This is a genomic window from Burkholderia sp. MSMB1588 (assembly GCF_001546925.1).
Classification (GTDB): Bacteria; Pseudomonadota; Gammaproteobacteria; order Burkholderiales; family Burkholderiaceae; genus Burkholderia; species Burkholderia humptydooensis.
Map to the genome: position 1 here is coordinate 1,354,824 of NZ_CM003770.1, position 14,540 is coordinate 1,369,363.

Here is a 14,540-nt window from a genome sequence, read left to right on the forward strand (position 1 = left end):
GCCCTTCGGGGCCGGCCCGCGCGCCTCCCACGGAAATCTCATGGCTAATTATCATCTCGACATCTTTGGGCAGGTGGAGCGCAACGGCCTGCCGCGCGATGCGGCGCTCGATCTGCTGCGCCATTACCGGCGTTCGGGCTGCGTCGACGACACGGGCGCGGTGCGCTGGCTGCATGCGCCGCCGGCCGACGCGGCACGCCGCGCGAACGGCGGCGCGCGTGCGCTGCTGTACTGCGCGCTGACCGGACGCGAATTTTTCCTCGCCGATCATCGGGTCGACGGCGTGCGCGTGCTGCCGGCCGCCGCCTACTTCGAATTCGTGCGCGCCGCGCTCCGGCATGCGGGCTTCGCGTCGGCGGAAGGTTTCGCGCTCACGCACGTGAGCCTCGAACGGCCGCTCGCGATCGACGGTGACGGCGACGATGCGGACCGGCTGCTCGTCGTCGAACTGCTGGCCGACGCGCGCGGACGAATCGGCTTCACGCTCGCCTCGACCGGGCGCGCGCTTGCCGAGGTCGCACCATGTCTCGACGCGAGTCCGCGCGCGGCGCTGGCCGCCGACGCGGGCTTGAGCGTGCACTGCACCGGCGTCTACCTGCCGGAACCGATGCCGGGCGTCGATGCCGGTACGGAGGCCGAAACAGGGGCGGATACCGAAGCCGATGCGCCCGACGCGAGATCCGGCGCGCCCGTCTACGACGCCGACGCCTGCTACCGCTTCTTGGCCGCACGCGGCTTCGAATACGGCGCGCGGCAGCGCGCGCTGCAACGTATCGTGCTGCACGGGCCGCACCGACTGCACGCCGATCTCGCGCTGCCGGCGCCGCTCGCGGCGAGCCTGCCTGCCATGTGGCTGCATCCCAGCCTGCTCGACGGCGCGCTGCAGGCCGCCGCCGGCTTCTATCTGGCGGAGCCGGTCGGCGCCGAACCGGGCCTGCCGTTCGCGGTCGACGAGATCGCCGTTTGGCGCGCCTGCGAACCACGGATGCGGGTGCGCGTGACGCGCCACGCGGCGGACGCCGGCGCGACGACGCGCCTCGACGTCGCGCTGTACGGCACGGACGGCCGGCTTTGCGTCGCGCTGAAGGGGCTGACCTCGCGCACCCGGCGCGCGCGCGCCTCGCGCGACGACGCGTTGCTGCTCGCGCGCCCCGAATGGCGCGACGAGCCGCTCGCGGCCGACGCGCGCGCCGCGCGGCAACCGGCGCGGCACCGGATCCTGCTGGTCGGCGATCTCGGCCGGGACGGCGAAGGCATCGCGCCCGGTGAGGCCGGCGCGGCGGACCCGCTCGCGGCAGCGCTGCAGGCGCGATGGCCGGCCGGATCGGCGCGGCCGGAGATCGTCCGCGTCGAGTGCGGCCCGGCCCCGGAATGCGACGATCCGATCGAAACCAGCCTGCGCCTCAAACACTGTCTGCAGGACTGCTTCGCAACGCCGTTGCAGTTATCCGAACGATTGCTGGTGGCGATCGACGATGCGTCGCCGCTCGTGCGCAGCGCGCATGCGATGCTGAAATGCGTCGCGGCCGAATATCCCGAGTGCGAAACGCGGTGCGTCGCGTGGGCAGCGCGCGCCGGCGTCGGCGAGATCGCCGACGCGCTCGTCGACGAGGCGCTCGCGCGCGACAGCGCCGACTACGTGCGCTACGCGGCGCGCCGCGAGGCCAGGCGCTGGGCGCCGCTCGCAGCCGATGCGCCCGCGCATGGATGGCGCGACGGCGGCCGTTACCTGATCAGCGGCGGCGCCGGCCATCTCGGCCTCGCTTTCGCGCACGACATTGCGACATCGGTCGCCGCGCCGCGCCTCTTCCTGCTCGGCCGGGGCGACCCCGACGCGCTCGACGCGCGGCAGCAGGCGCGTCTGCGCGAGATTGCCGACGCGGGCGCCCACGTGACGCGCTACCGTGTCGACGTGACCGATGCCGACGCGCTTGCCGAGGTGGTGGCGCGCATCGAGCGCGAGCACGGCCCGTTGCACGGCGTGCTGCATGCGGCCGGCGTGGCTGAGGACGGCCTGCTCGTGAACAAGACCGACGAGACGTGGCGACGCGTGATGCGGCCGAAGGTGCTCGGCGCCGCGAACCTCGATCGCGTGACGCGACATATGCCGCTCGACTGCTTCGTGCTGTTTTCGTCCGGCAGCGCCGTATTCGGCAATGTCGGACAAAGCGACTACGCGGCGGCGAACGCATATCTGGCCGCGTATGCGGAACGGCGGCACGCGGCGGTCGAGTCCGGGCGCGCGCGCGGCCGATCGCTCTGCATCCACTGGCCGCTCTGGGACGGCGGCATGGCTGCCGCGATGGCGGATGCGGAGCGGCTTCATCGCGCAACCGGCATGCGGCCGATGGATGCCGCGCTCGGCGTCGAAGCGCTGCGCCGTGCGCTCGCGGCGCCATGCGTCGAACTGGTCGCGGCCGCCGGCGATCGCCGGCGGCTCGAACGGAGCCTGACGGGCGCCGCCGATGCGCAGCTCGCCGAGGCCGGCAGCGCGAATGCCGGCGCCGCGCCCGCGCCGGAACGGTCACGCGCCGATGCGGCGGCCCTGCGCGGCGCCGCCGCGCGGCTGCTTCAGCGGATCGTAGCCGGCGAGTTGAAGCTGCCGCCCGAACAGTTGCGGACCGACCAGCCGCTCGACCAATACGGCATCGATTCGGTCGACATGATGAAGGCGACGCGCGAGCTCGAAAAAACGTTCGGTATCCTGCCGAAGACGCTGTTCTTCCAGTACCCGTCGATTGACGAACTCGCCGTACATTTCGCCGAGCGGCATTTCGCTGTGCTGGCCGCAATGGCGGCGCCGGGCGCGGCCTCGCGCACCGCGCCGACCGCCGCGCCTCGCGCGGTCGAGGGGCTGATCGAAACGCCGGCTGAAGCGCCGGCCGAAGCGGCGGCTGAAGCGCCGATCGCCCGGCGCGCCTTCGACGCCACCACGCCGGGCGACGCGGCGCGTTCGGACATCGCGATCATCGGCCTGTCCGGACGCTACCCGCGATCGGCCGATGTCGCCGAGTTCTGGGACAACCTCGCGGGCGGCGTCGACGCGGTCCGCGAGATTCCGGCCGAGCGTTGGGACTGGCGCGCATTTCACCGCGACGGCGACGGCCATCGTCCCGGTGCGCACGCGAGCCGGTGGGGCGGTTTCATCGACGGCGTCGACGAATTCGATCCGCTGTTCTTCAACATCTCGCCGAGCGAGGCGGAGATCATGGACCCGCAGGAGCGCCTGTTCCTGCAGCATGCGTGGGCCGCGCTCGAGGATGCCGGCTACTCGCGCGGCCGCCTCGCGCGTGAGAGGCGTGAGCGCGAGGCGGCCGGCATCGGGACCGGCGCGGGCGAGACGGGCGTCTATGTCGGCGTGATGTATAGCGAATACATCCAGTGCGCGAACAACGATCCGGAACGACTCGTCGGCAGCAGCTACGCGAGCATCGCCAATCGCGTGTCCTACGCGCTCGATCTGCGCGGCCCGAGCCTCGCGATCGACACGATGTGTTCGAGTTCGCTGACGTGCCTGCACCTCGCCTGCGGCGAACTGGCCTCGGGTGGCATCGGCATGGCGCTCGTCGGTGGCGTCAACCTGAACCTGCATCCGAACAAGTACCATCTGCTGAGCCGCGGCCGATTCGTATCGCCGCGCGGCCGCTGCCACAGCTTCGGCGCGGATGGCGACGGCTACGTGCCGTCGGAGGGCGTCGGCGTGGTCTGCGTGAAGCGGCTTGCCGATGCGCAGCGCGATGGCGATCCGATCTACGCGGTGATCCGGGGCAGCGCGATCAATCACGGCGGCAAGAGCCAGGGCTACAGCGTGCCGCAGCCGCAGCGCCAGCAGGACGTGATTCGCCAGGCGCTGAAGCAGGCGCAAGTCGACGCGCGCGCGATCAGCTACGTCGAGGCGCACGGCACGGGCACCTCGCTCGGCGATCCGATCGAGATCGCGGGGCTCGCCGGCGCCTTCTCGCGCGATACGGCCGACACGCAGTTCTGCGCGATCGGCTCCGTCAAGTCGAACGTTGGCCATTGCGAGGCGGCCGCGGGCATGGCCGCGCTCACCAAGGTGATCGGCCAGATGCGTGCCGGCGAGCTGTTCCCGTCGCTGCACGCGCAACGGCTGAATCCGCATATCGATTTCGCGGCGAGCCCATTCGCCGTGGTGCGCGAACGGCGGCCGTGGGCCGGCGTGGCGGGGCGCCGGATCGCCGCCGTCTCGTCGTTCGGCGCGGGCGGTTCGAACGCCCATTTCGTGCTGCAGGACTATGCGCGGCCCGGCGACGATGCCATCGACGACGAAGGCGGCGGCGCCTGCCTCGTGCCGCTGTCGGCACGCACGCCCGAGCAACTGGCGCAGCAGGCCGGCGCGTTGGCCCGCTATCTGGCCGACTGCGCGCGGGCGCCGGGCGGCGCACGTCACTGGCATCGCCCGCCCGCGGGACTCGCGAGCATCGCCTATACGCTGCAGACCGGGCGCGAGCCGTGGGAGGCGCGCGTCGCATTCATCGCGACGTCGCGCGACGAACTGCTTGCGCTGCTCAACGGCTATCTCGACGGCCGGCCTGACCCGCGCCGCGTGTTTTCCGGCACGCGCGCGAGCGGCAGCCGACTGCTGCCGCTGTTCAGCGCGGACCAGGACAGCCACGCGCTCGTCGAAAACTGGTTCGCCAAAGGCAAGCACGCGGAGCTGCTGACGGTCTGGGCCGAGGGCGTCGATCTCGACTGGGCGCGCTTGTATGACGGCGTCGGGCGGCGCCGGCCGCGCCGCGTCAATCTGCCGACCTATCCGTTCGCGCGCGAGCGCTACTGGCTGCCGGTGCCCGACGTCGATACGCCGCATGCGGCGCCGGAGCGCAGCGGCGGCGCCGGCATCGCGGCTGCGCCGAGCCTCGGCTACCGCGTGCCGGACTGGGAACGCTTGCCGGACGCGGCGGCAAGCGACGCGCGCGCGCGCATGGCCGAATCGGAGCCCGACGTGTTGCTGTGCGGTTGGGACGCCGACGCGGCGCAACGGCTCGCGGCGTGCTGGCCGGCGGATTGCGGCCACATCGTCGGCGCTGCGGCTCATGCCGACACCGAGGCCATCGACGAGGCGTTTACGGAGCTGGCGCTGGCGGTGTTCGCCAATCTGCAGGCGCGGCTCGCCGCCGCATCCGGCGCAGCCGTGCGCGTGCAGTTGCTCGTGCCGCCGGGCGAGCGCGGCGAACTGCTGAGCGCGCTGGAAGCGATGCTGCTCAGTCTCGCATTCGAATACCCGGGCTTCGCCGGCCAGCTCGTGCTGTGCGGCGAGGTGATCTCCGATGCCGCAGCGCGCGCGATGCGCGAGCAGGCCGAGCTGGCCGCACGTCATCCGCACGCCACACTGGTCCGCTTTCACGACGGCGAGCTGTCGCGCCGCGTGTGGCGCGAGACTGACGCGAGGGAGCCGGCCGGGTCGCCGTGGCGCGAAGGCGGGGTCTACCTGATCACGGGCGGCGGCGGCGCGCTCGGCATCGTGCTCGCGCGCCATCTCGCGCGTGAAATGCCGTCCGCGACTCTGGTTCTGGTCGGCCGACGCGCCGCGTCCGAACTGGCGGGCACGCCGGCCGGCGCATCGCTCGACACGCTGCGCGCGCAAGGCGTCGCGGTCGAATACCGCGCAGCCGACATCAGCGATCGCGCGGCCTGCGAGCAACTCGTGGCCGACGTCGCGCGCGCGCACGGCGCGCTGCACGGCGTGTTCCACGCGGCCGGCGTGGCCCGCGACGGCGCCGCGTCGCGCAAGACGGCGCAGACCTTGCGCGAGGTGCTCGCGCCCAAGGTGGCCGGCACGGTGAATCTCGATCGCGCGACGCGTCATCTGCCGCTCGATTTTTTCGTGCTGTATTCGTCATTGTCGGGCGCGATGGGCAACGCGGGCCAGAGCGACTATGCGACGGCCAACGCTTTCCTTGACCGCTACGCGGCGCGGCGCGAGGCCCGCGCCGCGGCGGGCGCCTGTCGAGGCCGCACGATATCGATCGGCTGGCCGTGGTGGGACGGCGACGGCATGGCGCCGGACGGGCATGCGGCGCGGCTGCTGCGCGAGGCGGGCATGTTGCCGCTCGGCGCCGACGACGGCATGCGTGCGCTGAAATGCGCGCTCGCGCATGCGGGCGAGCACCTGCTGGTGGTCCATGGCGACGCGGCGCGCATGCGTGCGGCCGCGCAGGCCGGCGAAGCGAGCGCCGTGCCGGCCGGGCGCGGCACATCGCCCGCGGCGCGCGACGGCGCCGATCTCGACGAGCGCGTCACCGACCGGCTGCGCGAACTGCTCGGCCGGCTCTGCAAGCTGTCGCCGCAGCGCATCGACCCGCGCGCCCAGTTCGAGAACTACGGTGTCGATTCGGTCCGCGTGATCCATCTCCAGCAGGCGCTCGGCAAACACTATCCGGGCATCGGCAGCGCGTTGCTCTACGAACACACGACGCTCGCGAGTCTGGCCGCGCATCTGGTCGCGCAGCATCCGGCGCAAAGCCGCGCTTGGGCCGGCGAACCGGAACATGCCGATGCGCCCGCCGCGCCGGAGGCCGAGCCGCCTCGCGCAACGGGCGGCGACAACGTCCGCCGCGCGATCGGCGGCGATGCGGCGCGCGCCGCCGCGAACCCTGGCGACGAGGATCTCATCGCGATCATCGGCATCGCTGGCCGCTATCCGAAGGCCGCGAACCTCGCAGAATACTGGCGCAATCTCGCGGGCGGCGTCGATTGCATCGACGAGATTCCGGCCGAGCGCTGGTCGCTCGACGGATTCTACGTCGCCGACAAGGACGAGGCTTCGCGCACCGGACGCAGCTACAGCAAGTGGGGCGGCTTCCTCGATGGGTTCGCGGATTTCGATCCGCAGTTCTTCTCGATCGCGCCGCGCGACGCCTGGCTGATGGACCCGCAGGAGCGCCTGTTCCTGCAATGCGCGTGGGAGGCGCTCGAGGACGCGGGCTACAGCCGCGAGGCGCTCGTCGAGCGTCATCGGGCGCGCGCGGGCGTGTTCGTCGGCGCGACCAAGACGGGTTTCGAGCTGTATGGGCCGCAATTCTGGCGTCAGAACAAGGCCTTTCTGCCGCGCACCTCGTTCGGCTCGATCGCGAATCGCGTGTCGTACTGCCTCGACCTGACCGGGCCGAGCCTCGCGATCGACACGATGTGCTCGAGTTCGCTCGTTGCGATCCACGAGGCCTGCGAACGGCTGCGCCGCGGCGATTGCGACATCGCGATCGCGGGAGGCGTCAACCTGTACCTGCATCCGGCCAACTACGTCGCGCTGTGCTCGGGCCACATGCTGTCGCCCGAAGGGCGCTGCCGCAGCTTCGGCGCCGGCGCGGACGGTTTCGTGCCGGGCGAGGGCGTGGGCGCCGTGATCCTGAAGCCGCTCGCGCTGGCGCGGCGCGACGGCGATGCGATCCATGCCGTGATTCGCGCGAGCGGCATCAATCACTCGGGCAAGACGCACGGCTACATGGTGCCGAGTCCGGCGTCGCAGCAGGCGCTGATTCGCCTGACGCTGGCGCGGGCCGGCTGCGATGCCGCATCGATCGGCTATCTGGAGGCGCACGGCACGGGCACGGCGCTTGGCGATCCGATCGAGTTTCGCGGCCTCGTGCAGGCATTCGGGGAACGCGGCGCCGGCGTGCAGTGCGCGCTTGGCTCGGTGAAATCGAACATCGGGCATCTCGAGGCGGCGGCGGGTATCGCCGCGCTGACGAAGGTCGTCCTGCAACTGCGCCACCGCAAGCTCGTGCCGACGCTGCATGCCGCCGAGTTGAATCCGGAGATCGCGCTCGACGGCAGCGGCTTCGTGATGTGCGACATGTTGCGCGACTGGACGCCGCAGCCCGGCGCGGATGCGCCGTTGCGGGCCGGCATTTCGTCGTTCGGCGCGGGCGGCGTGAACGCGCATCTGATCGTCGAGCAGTACCGCGACGCCGAGGCGGACGCCGCCGCGCGCAACGGTGCGGACGAGGGGGCAGCGCCGGCCGTGTTCGTGCTGTCCGCCCGCAACGCGGATAGGCTCGACGCGTACCTGGACCGCATGATCGCGTTTCTCGCCGATGGCGGCGGCCCGCTCACGGCGCTATGCCGCGAACTGCAGACAGGCCGCAGTGCGATGGCGGAACGTTGCGCCGTCGTCTGTCGTTCGACGACGGAACTGCTCGAGGTGCTGCGCGCGCATCGGCGCGGCGAGCCCGTCGAGGGCTTCCACCGCGGCCGTATCGTCGATGTCGATGTCGCCGCCGATGCCGATGCGGTTGCGCCGGACGATCTCGATGCCTGCGCGCGCGCCTGGGTGCGCGGCGCCGACATCGATTGGCGCGTCGGGCAGGCTCCGCCGTGCGCGCGGCCGGCTCGTGCGATCGCCGTACCGACCTATCCGTTCAAGCCGCAGCGTTTCTGGCTCGATACGCTCGCGCCCGCGCTGGCGCTCGATGTTGCGGCGGGTGACGCCGTCGCGCGAGCCGCCGACGCCGCGACGGGCGGGCCGCACGCGTCTTGCGCCGGCGCGATCCGGCTGCCCGCGCCGCGCCGCTTCATCGCGCCGGGCGGCATGCTGTCCGACGCGCGGATCACGCTGATGTCGCCGGCCGAAGCCGCGCGCTCCCGATCGGCTGCGCATTCTCCCCAACCCGACTCGACGGCGCGACGCGCGCCGGCCGCCGAGCCGCTCATCGCGCGGCGCGACGACGCGCATCCCTCGCTGCGCCATGTCGATCTGCCCGCCGGTTGGAGCGCGGCGGATCTGGTGGCGCGGCTCACCGAGCTGTTCGAGCTGTTCGAGCGCCCGGTGTCGGGCGAGCCGGTCGACGCCGTGCTGCTGCACGGCCCGCGCGACGGATTTCACCACGCCCTCGACGATGTGCCCGACGGCGCGCTCGCCCGGCTCGTCGCCGCGATCGGAGGCGCGCCGCCGGTCGTGCTGGCCGCGCTCCCTGGAGATGCGATCGGTCTCGGCTGGTTGATCGGCGCCGCCTGTGATCTGCTGATCGTCGACTCGGGCAGCCGCTACGGCTGCGCGACGCCCCCGTCCGGTGCGGCCGAAGAACTGCTGAGCGCGCGCTTCGGCGCGCGGCCCGGCGCCGCCGCGATGCTGTCGGGCGCGGTGCGCACGGGCGAGACCTGGCAGGCGGCGAATCTCGGCCTGCATGCGGTGCCCGCGCAGGCGATGGGCGGCGAGGCGCTCGCGGCGACGCAGGCGCTCGTCGCCGGCGGCGGCCGCGCGGCCAGCCTGCTCAAGGCGCACTGGCGCGGCGCGTTCTTCTCGGAGGCGGGCGCGCTCGGCGCGCCGTCGTCGTGGCCGGTGCTCGCGGATCGCGCACACGAGCCCGAACTCGCGGACGTCGCCGCCGCGGCCGATTCCGGCCGGCCAGTGGCGCTGCCGCATTCGTGCGTCGAGCTGACGCTCGACGATGCCGGCGTCGCGGTCGCGCGAATCTCTGATCCGGCCACCCGCAACGCGTTCACGCCGGCGCTCGTTGCCGCGATGGAGGCGGTCGTCGCTTGGGCGAGCGAGACACCCGGGTGCAAGGTGCTGATCCTGACGGGCCACGGCCACTATTTCGCGACGGGCGGGACCCGTGAGGGCCTGCAGGCAATCCAGCAGGGCAACGCGAAATTCACCGATGCGCGTCTCTACGAGCTGCCGCTCGCCTGCCCGGTGCCGGTGATCGCGGCGATGCAGGGCCACGCGATCGGCGCGGGCTGGGCGATGGGGATGGCTTGCGACGCGGTGCTGTTCGCCGAGGAGAGCGTCTATCACAGCCCGTACCTGTCGTATGGCTTCACGCCGGGCGCGGGCTCCACGCTCGTGTTCCCGATGCGGCTCGGCCTCGACCTGGGCCGGGAAATCCTGCTCGGGGCGCGGCCTTACAAGGGGCGCGAGTTGCGCGAGCGGCTGCCCGGCCTGTCGGTGGCGCCGCGCGGCGAGGTGCTCGCGCGGGCGCGCCGGATTGCTGCGCAATGGTCCGCGCAGCGGACACGCAACGAGCTGATCCGCGACAAGCGGCAAGCGCTTGCGGCGCTCGCGCAGGCCATGCCTGCGGCGATACGCAAGGAACTCGCGATGCACGAACAGACGTTCCATCACAACCCCGACGTGGCGCGGCGGATCGATCGCGCGTACGGTGTCGGCGCGACGCCGGCCGCCGACATGCCGAGCGCGCCCGCGCGCGATCTGGCGGCCTTGCTGAAGTCGACGCTGGCCGCGGAAATCCAGCTATCCGCCGACGAACTCGACGACGAGGCGGGCTTCGTCGATCTCGGCCTCGACTCGGTGACCGCCGTGACCTGGGCCCGCACGCTCGGCCGGGCGTTGTCGATCGAGCTGACGCCCGCGCACGTCTATCAGTATCCGAGCGTCGCGAAGCTGCTCGCGTACCTGCGCGAAGCCACGGATGGCGTGCCGGCCGCCGCGCCAGCGCCCGGGCCGAAACCCCAGCCAACGCTCGAGCCGACGCCCGCGGCAGCGGCCGGCATCGCGATTGTCGAGATCGTGCGGCAGACGCTTGCAGCCGAGCTGCAGCTCGACGCGCAGGACATCGACGCGCACGCTAGCTTCGTCGACATGGGGCTCGACTCGGTGACCGCGGTGACCTGGGCGCGCAAGCTGCATGAGCGGCTTGCCGTCGACCTGTCGCCGACCCAGCTCTACCAGCATCCGAACGTGGCTGCGCTGTGCGCCCATCTATCCGACGCGGGCGCGTCGGCCGGGCCGGACGCGGCAGCGCACGCGGCTGCGGATCGCGCCGCGCGGACAGCGGCATCGGAACCGGCGTCTCGGCCGGCGCTTCAACCTGCGCCGCCCAGCATCGCTGCGCAGGCGCCGGCACTCGCGACCGTGCAGGCGCCGCCCGCCGTCGGATCGACACCCGAGCCGCCGCCGACGCCCGCGGATGCGCCGCGTCGCGCCGCGTCGGCCGAGCGCGTCGACATCGCGATCATCGGGATGGCCGGCCGCTTTCCCGGCGCGGCCGATCTTGACGCGTTCTGGCGCAACCTCGTGGAAGGGCGCGACAGCATCGTCGAGGTGCCGCCGCACCGCTGGTCGCTCGACCGCCACTACGACCCCGATCCGCAGGCAAAAGGCAAAACCTACAGCCGCTGGATCGGCCTGCTCGACGACGCCGACGCGTTCGACGCCGAATTCTTCGGCATCTCGCCGCGCGAGGCCGAGCATATGGACCCGCAACAGCGCGTCTTCATGGAGAACTGCTGGCACGCGATCGAGCACGCGGGCTACAACCCGTTCAGTCTCGCCACGCAGCGCACGGGCCTGTTCGTCGGCTGCGCGACGGGCGACTACGCCGATCTTGGCCGGCGCGACGAGGCGGGCGCCCAGTCGTTCATGGGCGGCGCGAGTTCGATCCTGTCGGCGCGCATGCCGTACTTCCTCAATCTCGACGGCCCGTGCCTCGCGATCGATACCGCCTGTTCCTCGGCGCTCGTCGCGGTCAACGAGGCATGCAACAGCCTGCTGCTCGGCAACTGCGACCTCGCGATCGCGGGCGGCGTCTGCGTGATGGCCGGCCCGACCCTGCACATCCTGTCGAGCAAGGCCGGCATGCTGTCGCCGACCGGCCGCTGCCGCACTTTCGACGGCGCCGCGGACGGCTTTGTCCCGGGCGAGGGCGTGGGCACCGTGCTGCTGCGCCGGCTCGACGAAGCGCTTGCCGCCGGCGACACGATCCACGGCGTGATCCGCGGCTGGGGCATCAACCAGGACGGCCGCACCAACGGCATTACCGCACCGAATCCCGACGCGCAGCGGCGTCTCGCGAGCGGCGTCTACCGCCGCTTCGGCATCGATCCGAAGCGGATCATGATGGCCGAGGCGCACGGCACCGGCACCAAGCTCGGCGATCCGATCGAGGTGCGGGCGCTGACCGAAGCGTTTCGCGAATTCGATGCCGGCACCGGCTACTGCGCGATTGGCTCGGTCAAGAGCAACATCGGACACCTGGCCCTCGCGGCGGGGATCGCGGGGCTGCTCAAGGTGGTGCTGAGCCTGCGGCATCGAACGATTCCGCCGACGCTCCATTGCGAGTCCGTCAACGAGCATATCGATCTCGCGCGCTCGCCGTTCCACGTGCCGCGCGTGGCGCAGGCGTGGCGCACGGCCGACGGCGCGCCGCGGATGGCCTGTGTGAGCTCGTTCGGCTTCAGCGGAACCAACGCGCACATGGTGGTCGAGCAAGCGCCGGCGGCCGCGCCGCCCGCGATCGCCGACGCGGCCTCGCGCGAGCAGTTGGTGGTGTTGTCGGCACGGCGCCCCGAGTCGCTGAGGGCCGCCGCCGCGCGGCTGCGCGATGCGCTCGTGGCGCAGGACGCGGCCGTTTCGGCGCCCCGTCTCGTCGACGTGGCCTATACGCTGCAAATCGGCCGCGCCACCTTCCGGCATCGTCTGGCGATCGTCGCTTCGTCGCTCGCCGGCCTGATCGAGCGGCTCGATGGCTGGCTCGCCGGCGGCGTTGATCCGCGGGCCGGCATCCACGAAGGCGCGGCGCCGGCCGCGCAGGCGGCCGACCGCTCGGCGCGCATTGCCCGGGCGCTTGCCGATGGCGATCCGCATGCGGCGGCGGCCCTCTGGGTCGCGGGCGGCGAGACGGGCGGCGAGGCGCGCGCGTTCGACGGCCTGTCGCCGCGCCGGATCGCGCTGCCGGGCTACGCATTCGTGAAGTCGCGCTACTGGATCGGCGGCGCGCCGCCGGTGATCGACCCGCCGCATTCGGCCGCATCGATTGCGTCGCCTGCATTGACGGCATCGACAGCGTCGACAGCATCGACAGCATCGACAGCGCGCGGCCTCGGCAAGCGGATCGCCGTGATCGGCGCCGGACCGGCCGGGCTCGTGATGGCCAAGTCGCTGCTCGAGGAGGGGCACCGGCCGGACGTGTTCGAGCGGCAAGCCGATCTCGGCGGCGTCTGGCTGCTGCACACGGAGAACAAGCGCGCGGGCGCTTACCGCAAGACGCGCTTCCAGACGTCGAAGTACACGAGCGCGTTCTCGGACTTCGACGGCGCGCCGGTCGACGGGCACTTTCATGGCGTCGCCGACATGCATCGCTATCTGCGCGACTACGCCGAATGTTTCGGCGTGACGGAGCGGATCCGCTATCGCACCGTAGTCCGCCGCGTCGAGCCGCACGGCGAGCAGTGGCGCGTCACCACCGAACGCGACGGCGTCGCGCATACCGGCATTTACGACGGCGTCGCGCTGTGCCAGGGGCTGTACTGGAAGCCGTGGCGGCCCGAGTTCGCCGGCCTCGATACCTTCCGGGGCACGATCCTGCATTCCGCCGAATACGTCGACGAGCGCTGCCTGAACGGCAAGCGCGTGCTGATCGTCGGCAACGGCATCAGCGGCATGGACATCGCGGAGGAGGCCGCGCGCGGCGCGAGCCAGGTGATCTGGACCATGCGCCGGCCGAAATTCATCATGCCGCGCATGACGGGCTTCGTGCCGAACGATTTCCAGTCGCCCGCGAGCCTGCTCGCGAACGTTGATCCGGCGCAGATGATGGAGCGCGTGCGCTATTCGATGCCGGAGTATTTCCGCCAGTACCAGGACAGCGGTCTGCTGCCCGATCTCGACGATTTCCGTCGCCAGCCGGTCGTGCAGATCAACGACGGCATCGTTTCGCTCGTCGCGAGCGGGCGCGTGGAGGCCGTCATCGACGAAATCGAGGCGTTCGACGCGCACGGCTGCCGCTTCCGGCGCAGCGGGCGCTACGTCGAGATTGACGCCGTGGTGTTCTGTACCGGCTACCAGATCGACGAACGGCTCGATTGCCTGCCGGACGTATCGATGCGCGCCGATTTCGCGATGGGGATCTTCCATCGCGAGCGGCCGAGCCTTGTCTCGACCTCGTGCCCGCTGCCCGTCGCGTACTCCGGCACCTTCTTCTTCCCCGAAATGGTTGCCCGCTGGTACGCGCGCGTGATGTCGGGCCGTGCGGATCTGGCCGGCAGCGAGCTCGACTATCGTCTCGACCGGCGCCATGCGGCGATCAACGGACCGATCGCGAACGTGGTGTTCGGGCTGCGGCTCGGCCTGTTGCCCGATCCGGCGCGCGAATTCCGCGAGTTCTGGCGGCTCGTGAATCTGCCGCCGTTTCCGCCGATCTATCGGCTGCGCGGCGAGCATGCGGACCCCAACGCGGCAGCGCGCCTGGCGGCGCTGAACCGCCGCAATCTGACGAGCGGCAGTGCCGGTGCGGCGCTCGACACGGTCCGCTACCGCCTGCTCGCAGGGCTAGGCGACGCGGCGCTGCGCGAGCTGCTCGCGCGCGGCGAGATCGACGAGGACGACTGCCGCCATGCCGGCCGGCACGCGGCCGACGCGATCACGCTCGACTGGAAGCGGCAATACATCCTGCGCGATGACGGCGCCGCGCCGCCCGGCGGCGAGCCGGCGGCGGAACGCGCGCCGAGCCCGGGCAGCCCCGAGTGGGACGACTACCGGACGCTGTTGGCGCGGCTCAGGGCCGGGGAGCTGGACATGCAGGGCGTGCTGCACGCCCTGGCGAAACAGGACGACTGAC

1 protein-coding gene is annotated in these 14,540 nt (G+C 71.9%); it reads left to right on the forward strand.

Translation table 11 applies throughout. The annotated features are described in order from the left end of the window. Positions 1–40: 40 nt before the first annotated feature. Positions 41–14,539 (forward strand): SDR family NAD(P)-dependent oxidoreductase, encoded by a 14,499-nt coding sequence (locus WS92_RS05450; RefSeq protein WP_059931880.1) that lies wholly within the window; start codon positions 41–43, stop codon positions 14,537–14,539. The last annotated feature ends 1 nt before the right edge of the window (position 14,540 follow it).